At 72.3% G+C, this 25,728-nt stretch carries 22 protein-coding genes and 2 pseudogenes; 16 read left to right on the forward strand and 8 right to left on the reverse strand.

Going from position 1 to position 25,728, the window contains the following annotated elements:
* Positions 1–26: 26 nt before the first annotated feature.
* From EU555_RS13005 to EU555_RS13040, 8 genes are all read left to right on the forward strand, one after another.
* Positions 27–1,229: an acyl-CoA dehydrogenase family protein gene (locus EU555_RS13005; protein WP_135415050.1), complete on the forward strand. Its 1,203-nt coding sequence runs from the start codon at positions 27–29 to the stop codon at positions 1,227–1,229.
* A gap of 20 nt (positions 1,230–1,249) precedes the next feature.
* Entirely contained in the window at positions 1,250–2,182 is a 933-nt protein-coding gene (locus EU555_RS13010) for an amino acid--[acyl-carrier-protein] ligase (protein ID WP_135415051.1), read from the forward strand.
* 82 nt (positions 2,183–2,264) lie between these two features.
* On the forward strand, positions 2,265–3,242 hold the full coding sequence (locus EU555_RS13015) for an alpha/beta hydrolase (RefSeq protein WP_135415052.1): 978 nt from the start codon (positions 2,265–2,267) through the stop codon (positions 3,240–3,242).
* Positions 3,239–3,496: an acyl carrier protein gene (locus tag EU555_RS13020; RefSeq protein WP_135415053.1), complete on the forward strand. Its 258-nt coding sequence runs from the start codon at positions 3,239–3,241 to the stop codon at positions 3,494–3,496. Before EU555_RS13015 ends, EU555_RS13020 begins: the two co-directional genes overlap by 4 nt.
* Positions 3,497–3,501: 5 nt before the next feature.
* A complete protein-coding gene (locus EU555_RS13025; protein ID WP_135415054.1) occupies positions 3,502–4,869 on the forward strand; it encodes a class I adenylate-forming enzyme family protein in 1,368 nt (455 codons plus the stop codon).
* Complete coding sequence (locus tag EU555_RS13030; RefSeq protein ID WP_135415055.1) at positions 4,866–5,600, forward strand: SDR family NAD(P)-dependent oxidoreductase; 735 nt, start codon at positions 4,866–4,868, stop codon at positions 5,598–5,600. The genes EU555_RS13025 and EU555_RS13030 overlap by 4 nt, the downstream gene beginning before the upstream one ends.
* Before the next feature lie 687 nt (positions 5,601–6,287).
* Positions 6,288–9,206, forward strand: a complete 2,919-nt coding sequence (locus tag EU555_RS13035; protein ID WP_167858530.1) for an RICIN domain-containing protein — start codon at positions 6,288–6,290, stop codon at positions 9,204–9,206.
* A gap of 120 nt (positions 9,207–9,326) precedes the next feature.
* A complete protein-coding gene (locus EU555_RS13040) occupies positions 9,327–9,590 on the forward strand; it encodes a hypothetical protein (protein ID WP_135415057.1) in 264 nt (87 codons plus the stop codon).
* Between the two features lie 103 nt (positions 9,591–9,693).
* On the opposite strand, the pseudogene EU555_RS36990 reads toward EU555_RS13040, so the two are convergent.
* From EU555_RS36990 to EU555_RS13065, 6 genes and pseudogenes are all read right to left on the reverse strand, one after another.
* Positions 9,694–9,897 (reverse strand): annotated as a pseudogene (locus EU555_RS36990) (hypothetical protein); the annotation flags it as partial.
* Between the two features lie 153 nt (positions 9,898–10,050).
* Positions 10,051–11,163 (reverse strand): isocitrate/isopropylmalate dehydrogenase family protein, encoded by a 1,113-nt coding sequence (locus EU555_RS13050; protein WP_135415059.1) that lies wholly within the window; start codon positions 11,161–11,163, stop codon positions 10,051–10,053.
* Between the two features lie 37 nt (positions 11,164–11,200).
* The gene (locus tag EU555_RS13055) at positions 11,201–12,016 is read right to left on the reverse strand and encodes an N-acyl homoserine lactonase family protein (protein ID WP_135415060.1); all 816 of its coding nucleotides are present in this window, start codon (positions 12,014–12,016) and stop codon (positions 11,201–11,203) included.
* 4 nt (positions 12,017–12,020) lie between these two features.
* Positions 12,021–12,440: an NAD-binding protein gene (locus tag EU555_RS37600; RefSeq protein ID WP_342636474.1), complete on the reverse strand. Its 420-nt coding sequence runs from the start codon at positions 12,438–12,440 to the stop codon at positions 12,021–12,023.
* Positions 12,429–12,920, reverse strand: a pseudogene (locus EU555_RS37605) (NAD(P)-dependent oxidoreductase); the annotation flags it as partial. The gene EU555_RS37600 and the pseudogene EU555_RS37605, both read right to left, overlap by 12 nt.
* A 316-nt stretch (positions 12,921–13,236) precedes the next feature.
* Positions 13,237–13,632 carry a carboxymuconolactone decarboxylase family protein gene (locus EU555_RS13065; protein WP_135415062.1) on the reverse strand — a complete coding sequence of 132 codons (396 nt, stop codon included), beginning with the start codon at positions 13,630–13,632 and terminating at the stop codon, positions 13,237–13,239.
* A 243-nt stretch (positions 13,633–13,875) separates the two neighbouring features.
* Between EU555_RS13065 and EU555_RS37610 the strand changes: the two genes are divergently transcribed.
* From EU555_RS37610 to EU555_RS13085, 3 genes are all read left to right on the forward strand, one after another.
* Positions 13,876–15,021 carry a cyclic nucleotide-binding domain-containing protein gene (locus tag EU555_RS37610; protein WP_342636473.1) on the forward strand — a complete coding sequence of 382 codons (1,146 nt, stop codon included), beginning with the start codon at positions 13,876–13,878 and terminating at the stop codon, positions 15,019–15,021.
* A 13-nt stretch (positions 15,022–15,034) separates the two neighbouring features.
* Positions 15,035–16,903, forward strand: coding sequence for a CHASE2 domain-containing protein (locus EU555_RS13080; RefSeq protein WP_135415064.1), 1,869 nt, complete (start codon positions 15,035–15,037; stop codon positions 16,901–16,903).
* A 142-nt stretch (positions 16,904–17,045) separates the two neighbouring features.
* Positions 17,046–17,387: a hypothetical protein gene (locus EU555_RS13085; RefSeq protein WP_135415065.1), complete on the forward strand. Its 342-nt coding sequence runs from the start codon at positions 17,046–17,048 to the stop codon at positions 17,385–17,387.
* Between the two features lie 87 nt (positions 17,388–17,474).
* Here the strand turns inward: EU555_RS13085 and EU555_RS13090 are convergent, their stop codons facing one another.
* Positions 17,475–18,413, reverse strand: coding sequence for a GlxA family transcriptional regulator (locus EU555_RS13090; RefSeq protein WP_135415066.1), 939 nt, complete (start codon positions 18,411–18,413; stop codon positions 17,475–17,477).
* 114 nt (positions 18,414–18,527) lie between these two features.
* Here EU555_RS13090 and EU555_RS13095 point away from each other — a divergent pair, with 114 nt between their 5' ends.
* The 5 genes from EU555_RS13095 (at position 18,528) to EU555_RS13115 (ending at position 24,972) form a co-directional block, all read left to right on the forward strand.
* Entirely contained in the window at positions 18,528–19,214 is a 687-nt protein-coding gene (locus EU555_RS13095) for a DJ-1/PfpI family protein (protein WP_135415067.1), read from the forward strand.
* A 65-nt stretch (positions 19,215–19,279) separates the two neighbouring features.
* A complete protein-coding gene (locus tag EU555_RS13100) occupies positions 19,280–20,542 on the forward strand; it encodes an ABC transporter substrate-binding protein (protein ID WP_135415068.1) in 1,263 nt (420 codons plus the stop codon).
* A gap of 29 nt (positions 20,543–20,571) precedes the next feature.
* On the forward strand, positions 20,572–22,098 hold the full coding sequence (locus tag EU555_RS13105; RefSeq protein ID WP_281041286.1) for an amidohydrolase family protein: 1,527 nt from the start codon (positions 20,572–20,574) through the stop codon (positions 22,096–22,098).
* Positions 22,095–23,048, forward strand: coding sequence for a CobW family GTP-binding protein (locus EU555_RS13110; protein ID WP_135415070.1), 954 nt, complete (start codon positions 22,095–22,097; stop codon positions 23,046–23,048). Before EU555_RS13105 ends, EU555_RS13110 begins: the two co-directional genes overlap by 4 nt.
* Positions 23,049–23,559: 511 nt before the next feature.
* Positions 23,560–24,972, forward strand: coding sequence for a TAXI family TRAP transporter solute-binding subunit (locus tag EU555_RS13115; protein WP_135415071.1), 1,413 nt, complete (start codon positions 23,560–23,562; stop codon positions 24,970–24,972).
* 137 nt (positions 24,973–25,109) lie between these two features.
* Here EU555_RS13115 and EU555_RS13120 read toward each other — a convergent pair whose 3' ends face one another.
* Positions 25,110–25,706 (reverse strand): hypothetical protein, encoded by a 597-nt coding sequence (locus EU555_RS13120; protein WP_205820906.1) that lies wholly within the window; start codon positions 25,704–25,706, stop codon positions 25,110–25,112.
* Positions 25,707–25,728 lie beyond the last annotated feature (22 nt).

Raw genomic sequence — 25,728 nt, forward strand, 5'->3', positions numbered from 1 at the left:
CGCGATAGAGCGTTGCGGGAGCAGGCATGACCAATCAACACAGCGCAGCCTCGACGTCCTGCGGCGCGGGCGCGGCCGGGCTGAAGGAGCGAACCGACGCCGTCGCCGCGACGGCGGCCCTGCACGCCGAGGCCGTCGATGCCGATGCCCGGTTCCCGGCCGAGGCGTGTGACGCGCTGCGGACGAACCGCCTGTTCGGCGCGGCCATCCCGATCGAGCTGGGGGGCGAGGGCGCATCGGTACGGATGCTGGCCGACATCTGCTACGCGCTCGGCCGTGCCTGCTCCTCGACCGCGATGATCTTCGCGATGCACCAGACCAAGGTGGCCTGCCTCGTCCGGCACGGTCGGGGCACGCCCTGGCTGGAGACGCTCATGCGGCGGATCGCCGACGAGCAGCTGCTCCTGGCCTCCTCGACGACCGAGGGCAACGGCGGCGGCAATGTCCGCGCCTCCGCCGCGGCGATCGAGCGCGAGGCCGGCCTGATCCGCCTCGATCGCGCCGCGACCGTGATCTCCTACGGCGCGCAGGCCGACGGCATCGTCACGGTGGCCCGGCGCTCGGCCGAGGCCGCGCCCTCCGACCAGGTGCTCTGCGCCTTCCTGAAGGAGGACTACACCCTCGAGCCTCTCGCCGGCTGGGAGACGCTCGGGATGCGCGGCACCTGCAGCAGCGGCTTCCGCCTGCTCGCGCGGGGCTGCGAGGCGCAGGTGCTCGAGACGCGCTACGCCGACATCCACGGCCGCACCATGACGCCGGTCTCCCACATCCTGTGGTCGAGCGCCTGGGCCGGCATCGCCGCGCGGGCGATCGAGAAGGCGCAGGCCTTCACCCGCACGGCGATGCGCGGGGCCGGCGGCGCGGCGCCTCCCGGCGCGATCCACTACGCCCGGGCGGTCTCGAACCTCAAGCAGGCCCGCGCCCTGATCGAGCAGGCGATCGAGCGCTTCGAGGCGGCGGCCGACGACCCGGCGATGCTCGCGAGCCTCGATTTCCAGACGGCGATCACGATGCTCAAGGTCGACGTCTCGGACCTCGCGGTGTCCGCCGTGATGGCCGCCCTGCGCACCAACGGGCTGGCCGGCTACCGCCAGGACGGCCCGTTCAGCATCGGGCGCGACCTGCGCGATGTCCTGTCCGCGCCGCTCATGATCCACAACGACCGCATCGTCGCGAACCTCGCGACATCCACCCTCATGGCCCCCGTGGCCGCCACCATCAGCGCGTAGCCGAGTCCGAGGATCCGACCATGAACATGCAGGTCGTCAACCTACCCTCCCAGCCGAAGGGGACGGATCCCCTGGATGCCCTGTTCGACGCGATGTTCCGCCCGATGGCGGCGCAGGGCGTCTACGCGCGCACCGGCGCCTACGAGGCGGTGGTGGAGGGGCTCGCGGCGCTGATCTCCCGCTTGCGCGAGGACGGGACCGAGGTGTTCCGCTTCCCGCCGGTGATGAGCCGGGCGCATCTCGAGCGGCACGGCTACCTCAACAGCTTCCCGAACCTTTTGGGCTGCGTCTCCTGCCTCGAAGGCACCGATGCGCAGATCATGGCGATGGCCGCCCGGCAGGCGACGGGCGGCGACTGGACGGAGGGCCTGCGCACCGCCGACCTCGTGCTCACCCCGGCGGCCTGCTACCCCGTCTATCCGATCGCGGCGGCGCGGGGCCCGGTGCCGGAGGCCGGCTACCGCTTCGACGTGGCCTGCGACTGCTTCCGCCGCGAGCCCTCCCAGCATCTCGACCGGCTGCAATCCTTCCGGATGCGGGAATACGTCACCATCGGCACGCCCGAGCAGGTCGCCGCCTTCCGCGAGCGCTGGATCGGGCGCGCCACCGCGCTCGCCGACACCCTCGGCCTCCCCTACCGGGTCGAGCAGGCGAGCGACCCCTTCTTCGGCCGCGTCGGCCAGGTCATGGCCATGGCGCAGCTCCAGCAGGCCCTGAAGTTCGAGCTGCTCGTCCCCCTGCGCGGCGAGGGCTCGGGCACGGCCTGCATGAGCTTCAACTATCACCGCGAGCATTTCGGCACGACCTGGGACCTGCGCTGCGCGGACGGGGAGTTCGCCCATACCGGCTGCGTCGCCTTCGGCATGGACCGCCTGGCCGTGGCCCTGTTCGCGACCCACGGCCCCGAGACGGCGGACTGGCCCGGCTCGGTCCGCGCCGCCCTCTCGCTCTGAGCCCCTCTCCCTCCGAGCCTCTGCGCACCCTCCGGCCGGAGGGCGCGTTCCCGACCAGCCCGCAGAAGGCGAGACCCGCGCGATGTCCCTCGACCCGCATGTCAGGCGCTTCCTCGACATGATGGCGATCGGCGCGCCCGGCGACCCGGCGCACGTCGCCGGGCGCCGGGAGAGCCTGCGCGCGCTGGCGGGGCTCGCGGCGAGCCCGGCCGTCGCGACCGGCATCCGCTCGCTCAGCCTGCCGCTTCCCGCCGGCCCGCGCCCGGCGCGCCTCTACACGCCGCTGGACGCGCCCGAGCGTGGCCCCGGCCTCGTCTACTTCCACGGCGGCGGCCTCGTCGCCGGCGATCTCGAAACCCACGACGCGGTGTGCCGGCGCCTCGCCGTCGCGGCCGGCTGCCGGATCGTGGCGGTCGATTACCGGCTCGCCCCCGAGCATCCCTTCCCGGCCGCGATCGAGGACGCCGTGGCGGCGTTCCTGGAGGTGACGGCCCGCGCCGGGGAACTCGGGATCGCGCGCGGCCGGCTCGCCGTCGGCGGCGACTCGGCCGGCGGCGGGCTCGCAGCCAGGGTCTGCCACGAGCTGCGCGGGATGGGGCCGGCGATCGCCGCCCAGCTCCTGATCTGCCCGGTGCTCGACCTGCGCTGCGACACGGCCTCTCACCGGGACTTCGCCCAGGGCTACTTCCTCGACGCCAGGACCATCGCCGCCGACATCGCGGCCTGCGGCGTGGCGGGGCTCGTCGACAGCCCCCGCGTCTCGCCCCTGCGCGAGCCCGACCTCGCCGGCCTGCCGCCGGCCCGGATCCACACGGCCGCCTTCGACATGGTCCGCGACGACGGCGCCGCCTATGCCCGCCGCCTCGAACGGGCCGGCGTTCCGGTGGAATATGCGTGCCACGAGGGCATGATCCACTTCTTCTACGCGCTCGGCCGCCTCGTCCCGCGCTCCCAGTCGATCCTCGCGGAGATCGGCGCCGGGTTCGGAGCCCTGCTGCGCGGCGAGCCCGTTCCCGCCCCGAATTCCATTCCCCAGCCGCTTCCACGGAGAGCGTCATGAGCCTGCGTCCGACCCTGATCGCCGAGATCGAGTCCATCACCCGCGACAACGACAAGCGGATGCCGCCGCTGACCGACGACCTCGTGCTGCTCGACACCGAGTTCGACTCGCTCTGCTTCGCGCTCCTCGTCGCACGCATGGAGGACCAGACCGGGATCGACCCGTTCAGCGACCTGGAGGTCGCTGACCTCCCGGTCACCCTCGGCGACCTCGTCGCGCTCTACGAGCGCGCCGCCCGCCCCGTCGCGGCCTGACCGCGATGTTCCTTCGCGACGGATTGAGGCGCGAGGCCGGGCGCTCCGACCTGTTCCTCTCGGACCGGTCGGAGCGCAGGGACCGGGCCGCCATCCGGGAGGCGGCATGCCGGGCCGACCTCGCCGGGCTGATCGCCGGACGTTCGGTCATGGTCGCCACGGCCGGTCAGATGCCGGCCGCGCTCGCGATGCTCGGGCTCGACGGGCTCGCGCGCCGGATGGTCCTGGTCCCGCCGGGCCTGACCGACGATCAGGTCGCCCGGATCGCCGCCGACGCGGAGATCGATCTCTGCGTCGCCGACGACGACGCGCCGGTCCCGCCGGCGCTCGCCGGGCTGCCGCGCCTCGCGCCGGCCGAGGCGGCGAGCGCCGGCGAGGCGCCCGCGCCGCAGCCGACCGAGTGGGTGCTCACCACCTCCGGCACGACCGGGGCGCCCAAGCTCGTCGCCCACACCCTCGACGGGCTCGCCGGCGGGATCAACACCTCGGCGACCCCGGAACCCGGCACGGTCTGGAGCACCTTCTACGACATCCGGCGCTACGGCGGCCTCCAGGTCTTCCTGCGTGCGGTGTTCGGGCCGTCCTCGCTCGTCCTGTCGGACCCGGCCGAGCCGATGCGCGACTACCTGCTGCGCGCCGCCGCGGCGGGCGTGACCCATATCCTCGGGACGCCCTCGCATTGGCGGCTCGCGCTGATGAACGCCGCCCTCACGGATCTCGCGCCGCGCTACGTGCGGCTCTCCGGCGAGATCGCCGACCAGGCGATCCTCGACCTGCTCCGGGCCACCTTCCCGCAGGCCCGGATCGCCCACGCCTACGCCTCGTCCGAGGGCGGCGTCGGCTTCACGGTCGAGGACGGCCGTGCGGGCTTCCCGGCGAGCCTCGTCGGCAGCCGGTCCGGCATCGAGATCGTGGTGCGCGACGACGCGCTGCTCGTGCGCTCGAAGCGCACGGGCCGGCGCTATCTCGGTGCGCAGGCCGAGCCGCTCACCGACGCGGAGGGCTTCGTCGATACCGGAGACCTCGTGGAGCTGCGCGGCGAGCGCTACCACTTCCTCGGCCGGCGCTCGGGCGTGATCAATGTCGGCGGCATCAAGGTGCAGCCGGAGGAGGTCGAGAGCGTCGTCAACAGCCATCCGCTGGTCTCGATGTCCCGGGTCCGGCCCCGGCCGAACCCGATCCTCGGTGCGGTGGTCGAGGCCGAGATCGTCCTCGTCGAGGGTGCGGATGCGTCCGACGCGGCGGCGCTGAAGCGTGCGATCATCGCCCATTGCCGCCCGCACCTGCCCAAGCACAAGGTGCCGGCGAGCGTGCGCTTCGTGCCCGACCTGCCGCTCTCCACGGGCGGCAAGCTCCTGAGGAGAGCCCCGTGAACGCGCGCCGCACCATCGTCGTCACCGGCGGGACCCGCGGGCTCGGCCTCGCGATCGCCACCACGCTGGCCGCCGAGGGCTTCCGTGCGGTCGCCGTGGCCCGCCGCCCCTCGGAGGCCTTTGAGGCCGCCGCCGCGGCGGCGGGGCCGGAGGCCATGCATTTCGTCGCCTGCGATCTCGGCGAGACCGAGGCGCTCCAGCCCCTCGTCCGCACGATCCGCGCCGAGCACGGACCCATCTACGGTCTCGTCAACAACGCCGCGATCGGCACGCCCGGCCTCCTCGCGACGATGCCCGAGCGCGAGGTCGCCGACCTCGTGCGCCTCAACACCCTCGCCCCGATCCTGCTGACGAAATACGCCGTGCGCGGGATGATGGCGGCCGGGGCGGGGCGCGTCGTCAACGTCAGCTCGATCATCGCCTTCACCGGCTACAACGCCCTTTCGGTCTACGCGGCCACCAAGGCCTCGATGATCGGCTTCACGCGCTCGCTCTCGCGGGAGGTCGGCCGCCTCGGCGTGACGGTCAACGCGGTGGCGCCGGGCTTCGTCGAGACCGCGATGACGGAGGGCATGGACGAGCTCGACCGCAGCCGCATCGCCAAGCGCAGCGCGCTCCAGCGCCTACCCGAGCCGCAGGACGTGGCGGACGCCGTCGCCTACCTGGTCTCGGACAAGGCCCGCAACGTCACGGGCACGGTCCTCACCGTGGATGCCGGCAGCACGGCCTGACCTGCCTGCCGACCCCGCGTGCGCGAAAGGCCGCGCCCTTCCGGGCGTTGCGACCAGCGAGGAGAACCGCACGCTCGCCCGGCTGGGACGGGTCCGAGGCGAGGCACCCGGCCGGTGAGCGGGGCGGAACTCCGCGATATCCAGGTGCACCGACTCGGGCGTGCAGAAGAGCCATCCGACATACGAAGCTCCGGGAACGATGTCCCGGATCCGGGAGCCTCACTCCGGAACCGGGCGAGGGGGACCGGAAGGGCAGCCGCTGCGGCACGATCGCGGTCGATCTCGACCGGCACGGCGTGATCGGCCTGCTCCCGGATCGCACATCGACGAAGAGGCGCGCCGTCGTCATGCCGGCGGCGAGCCGTCGCTCGGGGTCGCCCGCGCCATGGGTCGGCCCGGACGATGCAGGGGCCGGCAGCCCTCAGGCACGCCACCGACCGGCGATCCGGGCGGCGCGACCGGGGCGTCGACCATCGGAGGTTTCGTCGTCCTCGACAGCCCGGCCGCACCTGTCCGCCCCGCTGACGCGGCGCTACACCGTCTTGTCGAACCTTTCGTCAAGCGGGGCAATCGGACATTAATTCCAGCTCTCTACCGTCGCCGCAGGCAATCGAACCATCGGCCGGTGCCCCTCTTGACGGACGGGGAGCAGAGACTGACATGCGCACTTTCCTTACGATATCCGCCTTGCTCGCGCCGATGGTGACCGCGCTCCTGGGGACGCCGGCGCTCGCGCAATCGGCGCTTCCGGGTCCGGGCGGGGGCACGCTGAAAGCTGCCCATTCCGGCCTGTGCCTGGCGGTCGCGGCGGGGAACCGGGCCGACGGCGCCGCCGTCACCCAGCAGCCCTGCACCGGCGGCGACGAGCAGATCTGGGACACCAAGCCCCAGCGCTCCGGCGTCGCCTACGTCAACCGGATGAGCGGCAAGTGCCTCAACGTCTCGGGGCTGACCAACGCGCTGACGCAGGCCGGCACGCAGGTGTTCCAGTGGACCTGCGCGGGCGCCGCCAACGACACCTGGACCGCCCAGGCCCAGACCTGGGGAAGCGGCTACCGGCTGGTGGCCGAGGTCTCGGGGATGTGCCTGAACGTCAGCGGGGCCTTCACGAGCGTGGGCGCAGGCACGATCCAGTGGCCCTGCGTCGGCGCGGCCAACGAGACCTTCACCTCCACCGCGGCCGGGCGGGCGGCTGCGCCGCAATCGGCGCTTCCGGGTCCGGGCGGGGGCACGCTGAAGGCCGCCCATTCCGGCCTGTGCCTGGCGGTCGCGGCGGGGAACCGGGCCGACGGCGCCGCCATCACCCAGCAGCCCTGCACCGGCGGCGACGAGCAGATCTGGGACACCAAGCCCCAGCGCTCCGGCGTCGCCTACGTCAACCGGATGAGCGGCAAGTGCCTCAACGTCTCGGGGCTGACCAACGCGCTGACGCAGGCCGGCACGCAGGTGTTCCAGTGGACCTGCGCGGGCGCCGCCAACGACACCTGGACCGCCCAGGCCCAGACCTGGGGAAGCGGCTACCGGCTGGTGGCCGAGGTCTCGGGGATGTGCCTGAACGTCAACGGGGCCTTCACGAGCGTGGGCGCAGGCACGATCCAGTGGCCCTGCGTCGGCGCGGTCAACGAGACCTTCAGTTCCGCCCCCGCCGCGGGGATGGGAAGCACCACCGGGCCGGGAACCGGAACGGTGGGTGGCAGCGGGTCGGGAACTGGTGGCGGTTCGACTGGTGGAGGCGGCGGAGGGACCGTTCCGCCAGGCGACGCCCCGCCGGCCACCACAGGCCTGATTGTCGCAAAGCACTCGGCGATGTGTGTCGAGAATCCGGGCGCCCAGACAGCCGCCGGGGTCGGGATCGATCAATGGCCCTGCGAGCCCGGCGCCACGCACATGGACTGGACCTTCGTGCCGGCCAGCACCGGCTACCAAATCAGGAACGCCAAGTCCGGCCTGTGCCTCACCGTCACGAACGGTGCCACGAACAACGGCGCGGGAACTTCGCAGCAATCCTGTGACGCATCGACGACCGGGGGCCTCTGGACCCTGCGCAAAGTCGGCGGCTTCTACGAAATCGTGGCCGTCCACTCGGGCCGTTGCCTCACCGTCAGTTCCGCGTCCCGCGACAACAATGCGGCGGTGATCCAATGGGACTGCACGCTCCAGGACAACACGGTCTTCGCCCTCGTCCCCCCGGCGCCCCCATCCGCCTGGACGCCCCTGACGACGCTGGGCCTCGTTCCGGTCTCGGCGACCGTGATGCCGTCCGGGAAGGTCATGCTCTGGGCCGCCGAATCCAGGACGTCCTTCGGTTCCGGCAACGGGACGTGGATCACCGTCTACGACCCCGGCACCGGCACCTCGAACGACACCTACGTCTCGAACACGAACCACGACATGTTCTGCGTCGGGACCAACCTTCTGCCCGACGGACGGATGATGATCACCGGCGGCATCACCGCCGGCGGGACCTCGCTCTACAATCCCGACACCAACCAGTGGAGCACGGGACCGACCCTCACCATCCCCCGGGGCTACAATGCCAACGTGACCCTCTCGACCGGCGAGACCATGACCTATGGCGGTTCCTGGTCGGGCAATATCGGCGGCAAGAGCGCCGAGGTGTGGTCGGCCGCGGCGAGGAGCTGGCGCGTCCTCACGAACGTCTCCGGCGACGCGGCCGCCGAGCCCGGTGTCGACCTGTACAGGGCCGACAACCACTTCTGGCTGTTCGGCGTGTCGAACGGATACGTGTTCCACGCCGGGCCGAGCCGCGAGATGCACTGGATCGGCACTGGCGGCACCGGCTCCTTCGCGAGCGCGGGCAACCGGGCGGACGACGCTTTCTCGATCAACGGCACCGCGACGATGTTCGACGTGAACCGGATCTTCAAGGCCGGCGGCGCTCCCCAGTACCAGTACCAGCCGGCGAACGGGGCCACCTACACGATCGACATCGGCCGCGGCCCGGGCTCGACGCCGACCGTCGCAGCCGCCGCGCCGCTCCAATTCGCCCGGGCGTTCCACAACAGCGTCGTCTTGCCGAGCGGCGACGTGATCGTGGTGGGCGGCCAGACCGTGCCGATCCCGTTCACAGATTCCACTCCGATCTACTATCCCGAGCTGTGGTCGCCGACGAAGAACACCGTGGTGCGCCTCGCACCGATCAGCGTGCCGCGGACCTACCACAGCATCGCGCTGCTCCTGCCCGACGGGCGGGTGCTCTCGGCGGGCGGCGGCCTGTGCAACTGCAGCGCGGATCACCCCAACCTGCAGATCCTGACGCCGCCTTATCTCTACGGCGCCAACGGACAACTCGCCAGCCGACCGGCCATCACGGCCGCGCCGACTGCCGCTGCCCTCGGAAGCACGATAAAGGCGACGACGGACCGGGCGGTCAGGAGTTTCGCCCTGGTCCGCCTGGGAAGCACCACGCACACCGTGAACAACGATCAGCGGCGCGTGCCCCTGACGATTTCCGGCTCGAACGGGACGCAGTACATCCTGGCCCTGCCCTCCGATCCGGGCATCGTGACACCCGGCAACTGGATGCTCTTCGCCCTTGACGCAGGTGGTGTCCCGAGCATCGCGAAGATCATGCGGATCCGTTGAAGCTTCCGGGCCGTGAGTTTCGCTCCGACCCATGCGAGCGAAACGCTATGGCGTTCGAGTAAGTCGTACATGAGGGGTTTAACAGGCTCCGTCCAGGGTCATATCTTAAGGAAGCACACGATGAAGACGAGAATTATCGCCTCAGCGACGGCATTATTCTTATTTGTATCGGGGAATATGGTCGCCAGTGCGCAAGGGGCCCAGTCCTCGACGTCGGGCAACAGCGGACAGGCTCAGGTTGACGGCACGGGTTCCTGCACGATTATCTCGCGGGGCAATCAACAGAAGACGTGCATGAACCGCGTTCCGCAGGCCTCCTGCGCCGCGAACGCGCGCGAGCAAAGGACGACGTTCGATTGGAAGGCCGGGATTGAATGCCCTTGAAGGCACCATTGCGCGCCCATCCGGCCGTTTATCTGGTTGCCAGAGCCTGTTCGATCCGACACCTCCCGATGAGGTTGAGGGTGGGATAATTTTGGAAGGTACGTCAAACAGGCTCTGAGGCTTTCGTCCTGGGTCGGGCGGCAGAGGATTGGTCGCCGACGCGAGCATGATGGCGCGCTTCGTCCTCGGCGGCAGCGATGGTGCCGACCGGCGCGGGCAGGCGGCGGTGATCGGACCAGTCGACCCACTCCAGGGTGGCATACTCGACCGCCTCGAAGGCGCGCTGCGGCCCGCGCCGATGGATCACCCCAGGCCGGTCCGGGGCAAGCCCCCCGCCTTGAACGGACCGTCGATCGTCACGACGCCGGTGCCGGCGACGCATTCGCGGTGGTCCGGGCCGGGCTGAACGACGGGTTCGGCGCCGCCATGTCCAGGGCCCGGACGGCCGGTCCCGCACGCCTCACGCGATGGTTCGGATCGCGGCCGGCAGGGCCGCGATCGTCGCGCGGGTCATGGCGGCGCAATCCGCATCGCCCCCGACCTCCATCGGCGTCGTGCCGGAGGACAGCGTCACCGCGATGGCCGCCTCGATCAGCCGGGCCCGCACCTCCAGCTCCGGCGCGGCGTGCCGCTCGGCGAGCCAGTCGAGCATCATCGCGGCGGACAGGAACATCGCGCAGGGATTGGCCTTGCCCTGGCCGGCGATGTCGGGCGCGGTGCCGTGGGCGGGCTGGAACAGGGCGTGGCGGTCGCCGATATCGGCCGAGGGCGCCATCCCCATCCCGCCGACGAGGCCGGCCGCCAGGTCCGACAGGATGTCGCCGAACATGTTCTCGGTCACCATCACGTCGAGGGCCCAGGGCTTCTTGACCATCGTGAGCGCCATGGCGTCGACATAGGCGTGATCGGCCGCGATCTCGGGGTAGGCGGCCGCGACCTCGTCGAACACCTTCCGGAAGAAGGCCATCGAGGTGAACACGTTCGCCTTGTCGATGCAGGTCACCCGGGCCGAACCGCGCCGCGCCCGGCGCCGCTCCGCCAGCCCGAACGCGAAGGCGCTGGCGCGGGCCGTGCCGGCCCGGGTGATCCGCATCGTGTCGCAGGATTCCCGGTCCTCGATCACCTGGCCCCGGCCGCGGGCGTAGAACAGCCCCTCCGTCTGCTCGCGGACGAGCACGAAGTCGATGCCGCGGGCGCGCTCGTCGGCGAGGATCCTGGGCAGGCCCGGAAACCAGCGGATCGGGCGCACGCCGGCATAGAGGTCGAATTCCATCCGCAGGTCGAGCTGCGGGATGATCTCGGTGCCGTCCGGAAACCGCACGTCGGGCCAGCCCATGGCGCCGAACAGGATCGCGTCGGCGTTCCGGCACGCCGCGACGGTCGCCGCCGGCAGCGCGTCGCCGCTCTCGAGGTAGTACTGGGCGCCGGCCGGGTGCGGGGTCAGCGCGAGGGCCGGCCCGCCGGAGACCGCCTCGGCCGCCGCCAGCAGCGCGAGGCAGGCCGCCATCACCTCGCGGCCGATGCCGTCGCCCGGCAGGACCGCGACGCTCAGCGAAGTCGTGATGCCGGCCATGCGGGCCTCCCGTCGGTTCGGGTGAGGGAGCCGCCCGTCACGCGGCCGGACCGTGCGGCGGGAGATGGAGCAGCACCGCCTCGACCTCCGCCGCAGGATGGCGCGGGTAGCGGGCCATGACGAGCGGGTCGTGACCCGGGACGATCCGCTCGGGATCGCCGGCGAGCCGCGCGAGCGTGCGCCAGCTCTCCATCATCGCCGCCACGTCGACCACGATCGGGAAGGGGTTCTGCTGGGCGAGGTTGGCGTAGAAATGCGCCGCGTCCGACGCGAGGACGACCGGGCCGCGGGCGGTCTCGACCCGCACGCATTGCAGCCCCCTCGTGTGTCCCGGCACCGCATGGACCGTCACGCCCGGCGCGATCGCGGCCGTGCCGTCCACGAAGGCGACCCGGCCCTCGTAGACGCGCCGCACCATCGTGCAGACGTCCTCCACCGAGAAGGCGCCGCGCAGTCGCGCGTGGCACATGCAGCGCCCCGTCGCGTAGGCCATCTCGGAATCCTGGAGATGGAAGGTCGCGTCCGGGAACGCCGCCAGGTTGCCGGCGTGGTCGTAATGCAGGTGCGTGATGATCACGTCGCGGACCGCCGCCGGATCGATTCCGATGAGCCGCAGGCCCTCGACGGGGTGGCGCACCATGGTCCGGCCGTAAGCCTCGCAGGCCGGCCGGTCGAAGCCGGTATCGACCACGATCACCCGGGTCGCGTCGCGGATCACCCAGACGAAGTAGTCGATCGGCATCGGCGCGTCGTGCGGGTCGCCGGTCTCCGGCGCGTAGAGGAGGTTCGCCGAGGCCGGGCGGTCGTGCGTCGCGTAGCGCAGCGCGATGATCTCGTAGGCCGGTGCGTCCATCGCCTCACGCGCCTTGCCGGTTTGCCAGGAACGCGTCGATCGCGGTGTGGTCCGCCTCGGTCCCGAGTTCCTCGAGGGCCTCCTGCCACAGGGCGGCGACGGCGTGCGACAGGGGCGCCGGGACGCCCTCGTGGCGGGCCAGCTCGTCGGCCGTGCGCAGGTCCTTGGCCATCAGCGCCAGGGAGAAGCCCGACGCGTAGGTCTTCGGGATCACGAAGGGCTTCAGCTTGACCTCAGTCGAGTTGTTGCGGCCGGTGGAGACGTTGAGGATGTCGGTCATCAGCGCGGGATCGAGGCCGAAGCGGGCGCCGATCCGCAGCGCCTCGCAGGCGGCGGTGAGGCCTGCGGCCGAGACGTAGTTGTTCAGCGCCTTCATGGCGTGGCCGGAGCCGACCGGCCCGGTCTCGAAGATCGCGGTGCCCATGCGCGCGAGGAGCGGCCGGACCGACGCGGCCGCCGCCTCGTCCCCGCCGACCATGATGGCGAGCGTGCCGTTGACGGCACGCTTCACCCCGCCCGAGACCGGCGCGTCGATGAGCACGATGCCGGCCTGCGCGAGTTCGCCGGCGAGGTCGCGGGTGCCGACCGGCGCCGACGAGCTCATGTCGATCACGATCGCGCCCGGGGCGAGGCAGCCTGCGACGCCCTCGGGGCCCGCGAGCACGGCGCGCACCGCCTTGCCGTCCGGCAGCATCGTCACGGCGACGTTCGCCTGCTCCGCCGCGTCCCGCGCCGAGGCCGCCGCCCTGCCGCCGGCCGCCGCGAAGGCAGCGGCGGCGGCCGGGGAGGGATCGAATCCGACGACCGTGAAGCCTCCCGCGACGAGCCGGCTCGCCATCGGCAGCCCCATCTTGCCCAGCCCCAGGAATGCGATGCGGGCGGATGACGGATCGATGCTCATGAGGTCGTGTCGCTCCCTTCCTTCGACGCCGGACGGTTCTCCGGCGCATCGGTCTCACCATCACGCCTGAGAGCTTGTTTGCCTCGAGGGGCCATTATCGTCAGCGTCTCTTTGACCCGACCTGCGCCCTCATCCTGAGGCGCCCCCCGCAGTGGGCCTCGAAGGAAGGCTCCAGAAGGCTCAGGTCTATCTGGAGCCCTCCCTCGAGGCTGCTGCAAGCAGCAGCACCTCAGGATGAGGGCGCGGGTTGGACAAGCACGTAAGCCAAGCCAAACAGTCTCTGAGGCGATGCCCTCAGCCGCCCTCGTGCGCGGCATGCTTACGTCTTGTCGGGAACGGCGCCCTCGGCCTTCAGGACTTCGTGCGCGGCCTTGAACGCGTCGAGGCCGGCCGGGATCCCGCAATACACGGTGGCGTGCAGCAGGATCTCCTTGATCTCGTCGACGCTGACGCCGTTGGCGAGCGCGCCCTTGACGTGGAGCTTGAGTTCCGCCGGCTTCGACAGGGCGGTCAGCATCGCCAGGTTGAGCATCGAGCGCGTCTTGCGGTCGAGCCCCTCGCGCGTCCAGGCGTAGCCCCAGCACCATTCCGTGGTGATGCGCTGGAACGCCATCATGAAGTCGTCGGCCTTGGCGAGGCTGCCGTCGACGTAGTCCGCGCCGAGCACCGCCCGGCGGACCTCGAGACCCTTCTCGAACTGCTCGCTCTCCGCCATCGTCCCCTCCCTGACCCGTCTGTTTCCCGTCACGCTAGCAGGCCCTCCGGCGGAGATCGACCGGGGCGCGGGGCGAAACGGCCGCAGGTCCGGACAGTTCTGCGCGTGGCGCAGAGCCGAAAGAGGGCGGCGCTTCGCGCGACGCAGGCCGGATGGTCGTGCGGGGCCGACGGACGGCCAGCTTGCGTGAGCGCCCGCAGCACGGCCATAAGTCCCGGCATGGACGCCCGGGAGGCCATCCGCATGAGCGCGCCGCAGCACGGGCTGGTCCGGCTCCTGGCCGCCGACGCGTTCTTCGCCCAGCTGGGCGAGGACGCCATCGCGGCCATCGCCGGCCTGTGCCGGACGCGCAGCCTCGCGCGGCACGAGACCCTGTTTCAGAAGGGCGACCCGGGCGACGCCCTCTGCGCGGTCCGCCGCGGCCGGATCCGCATCGCCACCGGCACCGATCACGGGCGGCCCGTGACGCTCAGCCTCCTCGGGCCGGGCGATGCCGTCATCGCGCGGCGGGATTTCCTCGGGCTGCTGGCCCGCGCCGCCGCGATGGCGGCCCGGATCGTCGGGCTCCTCTGCGAGCGGCTTCGCTGGATGAGCGAGCGCAGGGAGGAGGCGACGCCGCTGCCGCGCGACCCCCGGCCGGCGCGGCGCCTGGTCATGGTGTCGGAGGATCACGGCGCCGAGATCCCGGTGACGCGGGCCGAGCTCGCGGCCTTCATGGGCGCGGCGCGGGAGCCGCGTCGTTCAGGGGTGGCGCCGCTCCGGCATCATCGATCTCGGCCGCTCGCGCGTGACCGTCGAGGCCACCGGGCGGCTCGCCGCGCCCGGCGAGCGGTCGCGGCTCCGAGACGGCAGGAAGGATACCAATCCATGAGACATCTCCTGCACGCGGCGGCCGCCCTCGCCGTCATCCTCGCCGCGGGTGCCGCCTCGGCCCAGACCGGCTGTCGCGAGGAGACGCGGTTCGATCCGCCCCTGCGCGTCCTGCGCTGCACCGACGGGCTCGTGCTCGAGACCGAGCAGGGCAGCGGGCTGCGGCCGATCGACCGCGACGGCGACGGGCACCTGGAGGGGGCCGAGATCGGCGGCCGCGCCGTCCTCGTCACCCTGCCGCCGAGCGCGCGCGTCCGCCGGGACGGCTTCCAGATCCTGACGCCGCACGCGATCGCCTCGGTGCGCGGCACCGTCTACGCCGTCGACGTGACCGGCGCCAGAACCTCGGTCTTCGTGCGGCAGGGGCGCGTCGCGGTCGCGCGGCGGGGTGCACCGGAGGCCTCGGTCACGCTCGGGCCGGGGGAGGGCGTCGACGTCGATGCCGAGCAGGCGCCGCTCGCGGTGCGGCGCTGGCCGCAGGAGCGCGTCAGGGCGCTGCTCGAACGGCTCGGGCGCTGACGGGCGCGCTCCGATGCCGGTTGCCGAACCGGGCGCGCGCCGTCGCCGGATCGACCGACGCTTCGCGCTCCTTGCGCTTGCCGCCGTCCTCGGCTGGAGCGGCTGGCTCGCGCAGCGGCACGTCGCCGGGCGCGCGACGCTCCTCGACCGCGCCGAATCGGCCCTCACGGACCTGCGCCTGCGGCTCGCCGGACCGCGCCCGCCGCCCGCCGGCCTCGTCATCGTCGCCATCGACGACGAGACCGTGCGGCGCGAGGGCGGGTTTCCGGTCGCCCGCGCGACGATGGCGCGGCTGATCGAGGGGATCGCGGCCGCGCGGCCGCGCACCCTCGCGATCGACGTCCTGTTCCTGGAGGCCGGCCGCCAGCCGGAGGCGGACCGCGCGCTTCATGCCGCCCTCGCCAGGGCGCCCACGGTCCTGGCCGCGGCGGCCGTCTTCGAGGACGGCGCGAGCGAGGCCGGCATCCCGGTCGCCGCCGCCCTGCACCGGCCGGCCCCGGAGATCGGCGCCGCCACGGCGTCGGGCCTCGTCAACGTGTCGGAGGATGCCGCCGGCGTCCCGCGGCACCTGCCCCTCGTCGTGAGGACGGGCGAGGCGGTCGCCGCGCATTTCGTGCTGCGGGCGGCGTCCCTGGCGGCCCGGACCGATCCGGTGGTCGGCGAGGGCGCGGTGCGGATCGGGGCCACGACCGTCCCGCTCGACCTCGGCCGTCACCTGCCGCTGCGCCCCTACGGCCCGCGGCGCACGATCCCGACGCTGAGCGCCGCAGCCCTCCTCGACGGGACGGTCCCGGCCTCCGCCCTGGCCGATCGGGTCGTGGTGGTCGGCGCCACTGCGCTCGGCGGCAGCGACACCTTCGCGACGGCCTTCGACCCGGTCCTGCCGGGCGTCGAGCTCCTGGCGACCGGCATCGCCCACCTGATGACCGGCGGCGGGCTCGTGCGCGACGCGGGCGTGCGGCGGCTCGATGCCGCCGCGTCCGTCCTGCTGGCCGCCGCCGCCGCGCTCCTGATCGCGCTCGCCCCGCCCGGTCCGGCCATCGTCCTGGCGCTCCTCCTCCTGGCGGGCTGGCTGGCCGCCGGTGCGGTCGCCTTCGCGGGGGGCACGTGGTGGAGCGCCGCCCTGCCGCTCGCCGCGGCCGGGCTCCCGGTGCTGCCGCTCGCCGCCGCACGGCAGGCCCTCGACCGGCGCCGGGCCGCGGCGCTGGCGCGGTCGGAGGAGGCCCTGCGCCGGCTGCAGCCCGCCGCCCTCGCGGACCGCCTCGCCTGGGACCCGGCCTACCTGGCCGAGCCGGTCGCGCGCGACATCCCGGTCCTGTTCATCGACCTCACCGGGTTCACCCGCCAGAGCGAGCGCCTCGGCCCGGTCCGCACCCGCGCGGTCCTCAAGGCGTTTCACGATCTCGTCGACGCCACCGCCTCCGGGCAAGGGGGCCTCGTCGTCAACTTCATGGGCGACGGCGCGATGGTGGTGTTCGGCGCGCTCGATCCCGACCCCGCCGTCGGCGCCCGCGCCGTGGCGGCGGCCGAGGACCTGATCGCCCGCACGGCGGAGTGGATCGCGCGCGAGCCCGAGCTCGCCGGCGCTGGGCGCGCGCTCGACGTGCGGATCGGCGCGCATCACGGGCCGGTGATCCTCTCGCGCCTGGGCAGCGACACCAACCAGCACATCACGGCGACGGGTGACACGGTCAACGTCGCGAGCCGCCTGCTCGCGGTCGCCTCGGAGGCGAAGGCCCGCCTCGCCGTCAGCGCCGACCTGCTGGCGGCGGCCGGCATCGCGGCGCCGGGCGAGCACTTCGACGAGCGGCGCGTCACGGCCATCCGCGGCCGCGCGCAGACCCTCGAGGTGTGGCTGGGGCGCGGCCGGCTGGCGTCATGAGCGCATGGACCAGGCCCCAGGGCTTGTCGCCGCGCAGGCTCCGGATCTCCCGGAGAGGCGGGCCCGGGCAAGTGTGACCCGGATCACGGTTCCCGGCCGCGATCGGGGCCAGGGTGGCGTCACCCCAACAGGGAGACACACCATGACGACGACCTCGATGAAGATGCTCTCGATGAAGATGCTCCTGGCGGCCGGCCTCGCCGTGGCGGCGCTGGCGGGCGGCAGCGCGACCGCGGAGGCCCGCGGCTTCGGGCACGGCGGCTTCCGCCATCACGGCGGGTTCGGCCACCATGGCGGCTTCGGGTACCGCGGCGGCTTCGGCCGGTTCGGCCATGACGGGCGCTTCCACCGCCGCGGCTACCGCCATCGCTTCGGCAATCTGGGCTTCGGCGGCCTGGGTTACGGCGTCCTGAGCGCCGATTATGACGAATGCCGCCTGGTCTTCAGCCCGGTGCTCGGCCGGTACGCCCGCCTCTGCGGCTGACCGCCTCCGCCGCGCCGGACCCGAGGCTGTCCGGCGCGGCGTGACCCCGGGAGCGGCCGGCCCTGGCCGCTCCGGCCTGCCGCCCAGTCAGGCGCCGCGCGCGGTACGGCGCAGGGCCTGGGGCGGCTGGCCGAAGACGCGCAGGAAGGCGCGGCGCATCCGTTCGGGATCGCCGAAGCCGACCGACAGCGCGATCCCCTCGATCGGCTCGCCGGAGGATTGAACCCGCTCCCGGGCGGCCTCGAGGCGCAGCCGCTCCACGGCCTTCGAGGGGGTCGTGCCGGTCTCGGCCACGAAGGCGCGGGTGAAGTGCCGCGCGCTCATGCCGGCGCGGGCGGAGAGGTCCTCGACCGTGAGGGGCAGGTGCAGGTGCTCGCGGATCCACGACAGGAGCGCCGCGAAGCGGCCGCTCGGGGATTTGAGCTCGAGGAGCGACGAGAACTGCGACTGCCCGCCGCTGCGGCGATGATAGAGCACGAGCTGCCGGGCGGTGTCCTGGGCGATCACCTCGCCGCAATCCTCGGCGACCATCGCCAGGGCGAGGTCGATCCCGGCCGAGATGCCGGCGGAGGTCCAGATGAGGCCGTCGCGGGTGAAGATCTGGTCCGGCCGCATCCGCACCCCGGGGTAGCGGGCGATGAAATCGGTCGTGCGGGACCAGTGGGTGGTGGCGCGCCGCCCCTCGAGCAGCCCGGCCTCCGCCAGGATGTAGGCGCCGCTGCAGACGCTGGCGACCCGGGCGCCGCTTGCCGCCAGCGTGCGGACGAAGGCGAGCACCGCCGGGCACCGCGCCGCCTGCGCGACCCCCTCGCCGCCCGCCACGATCACGGTCGACAGGAGGTCGACCGAGGGCAGGCCTGAGGCCAGCATCTCGGCGCCCGAGGAGCTGCGCACCGGACCTGCCCGCCCCGCCAGGACGCAGGACCCCGGCAGGGCCGGAACGTGCCGCCGGGCGATCTCGAACACCGAGATCGGGCCGGCGACGTCCAGGAGCTGGAAGTCCGGGAAGATCAGGAAGCCGATCATCGCGTGTCCGGGAACGAGGGAACTTCGCCATTCCGGCCGGAATGGCACCATGCCACCCTGCTCGGGTCAAGCCGATCGATGCGATCGATCAGGCAGATCAGCATGGAGAGGATCGTGGCGCCCCCGCTTCAGATCGGCCTTCTCGTCTTCCCGGATGTCACCCAGCTCGACATGACCGGTCCGGTCCAGGTGTTCTCCAGCGTGCCGGGCGCCCGGGTGCACCTCATCTGGAAGCGCATCGAGCCGGTGCCGAGCGACGGGCCGATCGTGCTGACGCCGACGACGACGTTCGCCGACTGCCCGCCGCTCGACGTGCTCTGCGTGCCCGGCGGCTACGGCACCGATCCGCTCCTGGCGGATCGGGAGGTGCTGGACTTCCTGCGCAAACAAGCGGCCGTCGCCCGCTACGTCACCTCCGTCTGCACCGGCTCGCTCGTGCTCGGCGCCGCCGGGCTGCTGCGGGGCTACCGCGCGGCGACGCACTGGAGCGCCCGGGAGGCGCTGTCCCTGTTCGGCGCCACCGTCTCGACCGAGCGGGTCTGCATCGACCGCAACCGCGTCACCGGCGGCGGCGTGACGGCGGGCATCGACTTCGCGCTGACCCTCGTCGCCCTGATGATCGACCGGCCCACCGCCGAGGCGATCCAGCTGCGCCTCGAATACAACCCGGCGCCGCCGTTCGAGGCCGGCTCGCCGGACACGGCGCCGGAAGCGGTGCTGGCCGCCATGGAGGAGCGGATCGCGCCCGCCCGCGCGCGCCGGCTCGAGGCGGTCCGGCGGGCGGCCGCCCTGTCCGCGTGACGAAGGCACCCCGTCCCGCCGCGGGGCACGGCCCCGTGGCGCAAACCCGTCGACCGGAGACCCGAATGACCTTGCGCCGACGCCTCCCCACGCGAAAGACCAGGAGGGCCCGCGCCCTCGCGGCCGCCCTCGCGCTCCTGGCCGGGCTGCCGGCGGCGTCCGCCGCGGCCGACCTGTCGGGGGGCGTCGTCCGGATCGGCATCGTCAACGACCAGGTCGGGCCGCTCTCCGACCTCGCCGGGATGGGCTCCGTCGCGGCGGCGCGCCTGGCAATGGAGGAGTTTCGACGGCTCGCGCCGGAGGTGAAGGTCGAGATCGTCTTCGCCGATCACCAGAACAAGCCCGATCTCGGCTCGCAGATCGTGCGCCGCTGGTTCGACGTGGAGGGGGTCGACGTCGTCGCGGATGTCGGCAACTCGGCGGTCGCGCTCGCGGTGCAGGCCGTCGCCCGCGACCGCAACAAGCTCGTGCTCTATTCTGCGGTCGCCACGACCGAGATCAGCGGGGCGCAATGCGCCGAGACCGGGCTGACCTGGCTGCACGATTCCTACAACCTGGTCGCCGGCCCGATCCGGCGCCTCGTCGCGCAGGGGCAGGACACCTGGTTCTTCGTCGCCTCCGACTACGCCTTCGGCCGCAACATGGTCGCCGAATCGCAGCGCGTCCTCGCGGCGGCCGGGGGACGCTCGGTCGGGGCGGTCTTCCACCCGCTCGGGACGAGCGATTACGGCGCCTACCTGCTCCAGGCGCAGGGCTCGGGCGCCAAGGTCGTCGCCTTCGCCAATGCCGGCGCCCAGCTCGTCACCACGATGAAGCAGTGGCACGAATTCGGCATGAACCAGGCGGGACAGACACCGGTGGCGCAGCTGATGTTCCTCACCGACGTCCACAGCATGGGGCCGGCGGTCGCCCGGGGGATCACCACCCTCACGGCCTGGTACTGGGACCGGACCGACGAGACCCGGGCCTTCGCGAAGCGGTTCCACGCGCGCCACGGGGCGATGCCGACGGCCCCGCAGGCCGCCGTCTATTCCGCGGTGCTCCACTACCTCAAGGCGGTGGCGGCGGCCGGCACCGACGCGACCGGCCCGGTCCTCGCCGCGATGCGGGCGACGCCGGTCGACGACGCCTATGCGCGCGGCGCCACCCTGAGGGCCGACGGCAAGCTGATCCACGACTTCTACCTGGTGCGGGTGAAGGACCCGGCCGAGGTGAAGGGCCCGTGGCAGTATTACGACGTGGTCGAGACGGTCCCGGCCGCCGACGCCTACCAGCCCCTCGCGGCGAGCGAGTGCCCGCTCGCCCACGGGCCCTCGGCCCGGCGCTGACGCGCGGGTGACGACCCGCGCGGGCGGCGATACATCTCGGATCCCGGACCTCGCGTGGCGGTGAGCGCATGCATGACCTTGTTCTGAGCGGTGGCCGGGTCGTCGATCCGGAGAGCGGGTTCGACGGGATCGCCGACCTCGCCCTCGCCGACGGCAAGATCGCCGGGATCGGCCGCGACCTCGGCCCGGCGCGGCGGGTGCTGCCGGTGGACGGGCTCGTGGTGGCGCCGGGCTTCATCGACCTCCACGCCCACGGCCAATGCGTCGCGGCCGACCGGATGCAGGCCTTCGACGGGGTGACGACCTCGCTCGAGCTCGAGCTGGGGGTGTGGCCGGTGGCGCGCTGGTACGACGAGCAGGCCCATGCGGGCCGCGTGCTCCATTACGGCGCCGCGACCGGCTGGGTCTTCGCCCGCATCGCCGCGATGACCGCGCAGCAGACCGAATCGAGCATCGCCGGCATGGGGCGCGCCATGCAGGACCGGCGCTGGGCCGACCACGCCGCGAGCGCGGCGGAGACCGCCGACATCGTCGCGCGGGTGCGCGCCGGCCTCGACCAGGGCGGCCTCGGCATCGGCTTTCCCAACGCCTACGCGCCGGGGGCCGGGGTGAAGGAGCTGTCGGAACTGTGCAGCCTCGCGGCGCGCGTCGGCACGCCGACCTTCACCCACGTCGCCTACATGTCGAACATCGATCCCTTGAGCTCGGTCGAGGCCTATACCCGGCTGATCGGCCTTGCCGGCTCGACCGGCGCCCACATGCATATCTGCCACTTCAACTCGACGAGCCTGCAGGACGTCGAGCGCTCGGCCGAGCTCGTGCGCAATGCGCAGGCGCAGGGGCTCAAGGTGACGGTCGAGGCCTATCCGTACGGGACGGGCTCGACGGTGGTCGGCGCGGTGTTCTTCGCCGATCCGGCCTTTCCCGAGCGCACCGGCGGCGGCTACGCCTCGGTCGAGACGCTGGCGACCGGCCACCGCTTCGCCGACCGGGACGAGATCCTGGCCGCGCAAGAAGACGATCCGGGCGCCCTCGTGCTCTGGCACTTCCTCGACACGGCGGCGAACGAGCGCCACCGCGCGCTCCTCGACGTCTCGGTGCTGTTTCCGGGCGGCGCCATCGCCTCCGACGCGGTGCCCTGGCTGATGCCGGACGGCACGACCTATGCGGGCGACGCCTGGCCGCTGCCGGACGAGGCGGTCTCGCATCCGCGCTCGAGCGGCACCTTCACCCGCTTCCTGCGCGAATGGGTGCGGGAGCGGCAGGCCGTGTCGCTGATCGAGGGCCTGGCCAAGTGCACGCTGATCCCGGCGCAACTGCTCGAGGCGAGCACGCCGGCGATGCGGGAGAAGGGCCGGCTGAAGGCCGGCTGCGACGCCGACATCGTCTGCTTCGACCTCGCGACCCTGACCGACCGGGCCGATTTCCGCCACCCGAACCGCCCGTCCGAGGGCGTGCGCCACCTGCTCGTCGGCGGCGAGGCGGTGATCGCGGACGGCGCGCTGGTGCGCGAGGCCCGGCCGGGCCGCCCGGTCCGGCGGCCGGTCGCCGCGTGAGCGTCCCGGTCGTCCTCGTCGCGGGCTTCCTCGGGGCCGGCAAGACCACCCTGGTCAACGCGCTCCTGCGCGACCCCGGGGGCCGGCGGATCGCCGCCCTCGTCAACGATTTCGGGGCGATCGACGTCGATGCGGACCTGCTGGGTCTCTCGAACGACGGCGTCGTCAGCCTGCGCAACGGCTGCATCTGCTGCAGCCTGCAGGGCGATCTGATGCGGAGTCTGACGCGCCTGCTCCGCCGGGACCCGGCGCCGGACGCGATCGTGATCGAGACCAGCGGCGCGGCGGACCCGGCCGAGATCGTGCGCCAGCTCCTCGACCCGGTCATCTTCGCGGCGACCCCGCTGGAGACCGTCGTCACGGTGGTGGATGCGCGCCACCTCGCCGACCGGCCGGACCTGTTCGAGGATGGCCTGTGGCGCGCGCAGGTCGCGGGCGGCGACCTGTGCGTTCTGGCGAAGACCGACCTCGTCGACGCATCCGACCTCGCGCGCGTCCGCGCAGACCTCGCCCGCCACAAGCCGCCGCGCCTCACCTTCGACGCGCCGGCGCTCCCCGCGGCCGACCTGCTGTTCTCCGGCGAGGGCCGGCCACCGGAGGGCCGCGCCCCCGCCCGCCTCCCGCGCCTCGCCGCGGCGGCGGACCTGTTCGAGAGCGTGAGCTTCACGGCGCAGCGGCCCCTGTCGCTCCCGCGCTTCCAGGCGGCGGTCGGCCGGCTCGCGCCCCGCCTCCTGCGCGCCAAGGGCTTCGTCACCTTCGACCATCAGCCCGACCGGCCGATGCTGTTTCAGCTCGTCGGCACCCGCGCGACGCTCGTGCCGACAGCGGTGACCGGGGACCTCGCGGCCCGCCTCGTGCTGATCGCTCGGGCCGGGGACCTCGACCGCGACCGGGCGGCCGCGTGGCTCGACGCGGCGGTCGGTCCGGGGGACGAAGCCCGGTCGGGGTGATCGTCCGCTGGGCTGCCGAGGGTGGGAACCGGATGTTGGCCTGATGCCCGGAAGCGGACCTTCCGCTCGGCGCCCATTGCTGCCGTCCAGCCGATCCAGACGGCTTCCCCGAACCGGCCCTTCGCCGGGTGGGTGCTATGGAGCGGCCCGCGCGAGATGTGACGTCTTGATTTGACGCCTCGGTGATCCGCACGGCCCGGCAGGCCCCTCGTCTCACGGCGGAAGAGCCCGTCGCCCGGCGCCGTGCCCGGGGCAGACGCGATTTGCGCGGCAATTGTCCGCTTGGATCAAGTCAAAAGAACGAGGACCGTCTAGAGTACGAATTTCCGTCAGCTCTGGGCGGACCAAGAAGACAGAGTCGAGCAGTTCATGGACACGCGGCAGCGGGGTGATCCTTGCCCTCCTTCTCGGGACATTCGGATGAGAGGCGCAGGGGAATTCGAACGTCCGTACCGCTCAGGGCACCGTCACGACCACTGACGCGCAGATCGATCGCATGGAGCAGGACTCGATGACGACGTCAGACACGACGCCCATCGATCCCGGTCCCGAGACGGAGGGTCGGGAGCGGCCCGCCCTTCGCGTGCCGCGCCGCCGACGCTGGGGTCGTCTCGTCGCCGTCATCGCGGGTCTGGTCCTCGTCGCAGCCGGGTTCGGGCTGGCTCACCTCTGGTCGCCGCACGCCAACCTGCGCATCACCACGGGTCCGCCAGGAAGCACAGCGCAGCGCTTCATTTCGGCCTTCGCGTCCGTCGCGAAAACCCAGCATCCGCGCATCAACCTGGACCTCGTGCAGGTCGACGACCTGGCGGCGAGCGCCAAGGCCCTGGAAGACGGCCGCACGGACCTCGCCATCGTGCGCAGCGACGTGGCACCACCCGCCAACGGCCAGACCATCGTCATCCTGCGCCGGGACGTCGTCGCCTTCGTCCTCCCGCCCAAGAGTCACGTTGGTTCGATCGCGAACCTGGCCGGCAAGACCGTCGGGATCCCAGCCGGGCGGCTGCAGGCCTACAATGCCCAGATCCTCGACACGGTGCTGGGCTACTTCGACGTGCCCGCGAAGGACGTCGGCAGGGTCTTCCTGTCCGTCGGCGAACTGGGGGAGGCTGCCCAGCAGAAGAAGGTGGCTGCCGTCCTCGCCGTCGGTCCCATGGCGCCCGGGGAGGTCGTCGACGTCGTTGCCGCCATCGCCCGCGCGACGAAGGGAACCCCTGGGATCCTCGGGCTCGACGAAGCGGAGGCCATCGGCAAGCGCTTTCCCGGCTTCGAGCCGATCGACGTGCCCACCGGCGCGTTCCGGGCAAGGCCCGCCACACCGAGCGACACCGTGACGACGCTCGCGGTCACCTATCGGTTTGCCGCGCCGGAATTGATGCCGAACGTGGTCGCGGCCGCCATTGCCCGCTCGATCCTGACGACGAAGGCCAGGTTCATAGCGCTGACGCCGCTGGCCAACCAGATCGAGGCGCCCGACCCGGACGCCAAAGGGCCGCTGCTGCCGGTGCACCCCGGTGTTGCGAACTACCTGACCAACGGAGATCAGAGCTTCTTCGACCAGTTCCAGCAGTACTTCTACGTCGGTGGCCTCGCCCTCAGCATCGCCGGCACGCTGTTTGCCGCCGCGACGACCTACTGGAGCCGGCGTCGGTCGGAGGCGGATTGGCGGCCGATCACGCGGCTGGTCGAGATCGCGGAAGCGGCGCCTCGCGCGGACGCGTCAGAGCTCGCCGCCCTGGACGAGGAGTTCCACCGGCTCGTCTCGTCCGTGCTGGGCAAATCGCCGGGAGGCGGCGACACGGATCGGATGTCGGCCTTCTCGACGGCCCTGACGCATGCGCGGCACGCCCTCGACCATCGACGGGCGAGCCTCGCACCGGAGCCGGGCGTTCGGCCCGCCACGACGCTCGTCGCGGCGCAGTGAGCGCCACCGGCCTCGGCTGGCTCACCGCGTCGCGTCCGTCCCTGTTCCGATCCGAGCCGCAGCGCGATCGGCACCGGATCGGTCGAGCGACGCGGCGACCGTCCTCACGGGGCGACGAACGGAGACCGGGTCGGAGCTTACGGCTCACCGCCATCCGGGACTGCGCTGCCGGGCCTCAGCATGATCCGCCGCAACCTGCTGCGGCCGAGCACCCGACCGAGTTCGCGGTACGCGAAGTAGGGCGTCAGCGCCACCAGCAGGATCCAGGCGAGCGAGGCCAGGCCGAGCGGGCCTCCGGCAATCTCGGGGAGGACCTGGTCCACCGCCTTCCCATGCCACATTCCCTCCAGCACCGCCTCCAGCACGTAGGCCGCGACCAGCACGACGGTGAAGGCCGAGGCACGATAGAGGATCACCGTGACGAGCCGCCCCGCCTCCAACCGTCGCCCGATGCGGCGGGAGCCGACGCCGGCCGCCTCGGCCAGCAACATGATCTTGGCGAACAAGAGCGCGTTGATCAGGCCGAGAACGTAGAAGTGGCGGCTCGATTCGTGCAGAACATCGTGATCGACGCGGGCGTAGATGTTGAGGCTGAAGACAATCAGCGTTCCCAAGACCACGATGAGGTAGAGAGCAAACCAGAGATAGCGCTCGGCCTCGTCAATGGCCCGCCGAGCCCATGACGGCCCGGGGATTGCTGCGGCGGGATCTTTGATGCCTGCTGCGGGTGCCATCTGGGCTTCCGTTCGATTCGCC

The organism is Methylobacterium nonmethylotrophicum, from assembly GCF_004745635.1.
In the GTDB taxonomy this organism is placed as follows: Bacteria; Pseudomonadota; Alphaproteobacteria; order Rhizobiales; family Beijerinckiaceae; genus Methylobacterium; species Methylobacterium nonmethylotrophicum.

Coding starts and splice junctions, on each gene's coding strand:
- EU555_RS13005 (WP_135415050.1), top strand. CDS start 27: ATGACCAATCAACACAGCGCAGCCTCGACGTCCTGCGGCGCGGGCGCG.
- EU555_RS13010 (WP_135415051.1), top strand. CDS start 1,250: ATGAACATGCAGGTCGTCAACCTACCCTCCCAGCCGAAGGGGACGGAT.
- EU555_RS13015 (WP_135415052.1), top strand. CDS start 2,265: ATGTCCCTCGACCCGCATGTCAGGCGCTTCCTCGACATGATGGCGATC.
- EU555_RS13020 (WP_135415053.1), top strand. CDS start 3,239: ATGAGCCTGCGTCCGACCCTGATCGCCGAGATCGAGTCCATCACCCGC.
- EU555_RS13025 (WP_135415054.1), top strand. CDS start 3,502: ATGTTCCTTCGCGACGGATTGAGGCGCGAGGCCGGGCGCTCCGACCTG.
- EU555_RS13040 (WP_135415057.1), top strand. CDS start 9,327: ATGAAGACGAGAATTATCGCCTCAGCGACGGCATTATTCTTATTTGTA.
- EU555_RS13050 (WP_135415059.1), bottom strand. CDS start 11,163: ATGGCCGGCATCACGACTTCGCTGAGCGTCGCGGTCCTGCCGGGCGAC.
- EU555_RS13055 (WP_135415060.1), bottom strand. CDS start 12,016: ATGGACGCACCGGCCTACGAGATCATCGCGCTGCGCTACGCGACGCAC.
- EU555_RS37600 (WP_342636474.1), bottom strand. CDS start 12,440: ATGGGCACCGCGATCTTCGAGACCGGGCCGGTCGGCTCCGGCCACGCC.
- EU555_RS13065 (WP_135415062.1), bottom strand. CDS start 13,632: ATGGCGGAGAGCGAGCAGTTCGAGAAGGGTCTCGAGGTCCGCCGGGCG.
- EU555_RS37610 (WP_342636473.1), top strand. CDS start 13,876: ATGAGCGCGCCGCAGCACGGGCTGGTCCGGCTCCTGGCCGCCGACGCG.
- EU555_RS13080 (WP_135415064.1), top strand. CDS start 15,035: ATGCCGGTTGCCGAACCGGGCGCGCGCCGTCGCCGGATCGACCGACGC.
- EU555_RS13085 (WP_135415065.1), top strand. CDS start 17,046: ATGACGACGACCTCGATGAAGATGCTCTCGATGAAGATGCTCCTGGCG.
- EU555_RS13090 (WP_135415066.1), bottom strand. CDS start 18,413: ATGATCGGCTTCCTGATCTTCCCGGACTTCCAGCTCCTGGACGTCGCC.
- EU555_RS13100 (WP_135415068.1), top strand. CDS start 19,280: ATGACCTTGCGCCGACGCCTCCCCACGCGAAAGACCAGGAGGGCCCGC.
- EU555_RS13115 (WP_135415071.1), top strand. CDS start 23,560: ATGACGACGTCAGACACGACGCCCATCGATCCCGGTCCCGAGACGGAG.
- EU555_RS13120 (WP_205820906.1), bottom strand. CDS start 25,706: ATGGCACCCGCAGCAGGCATCAAAGATCCCGCCGCAGCAATCCCCGGG.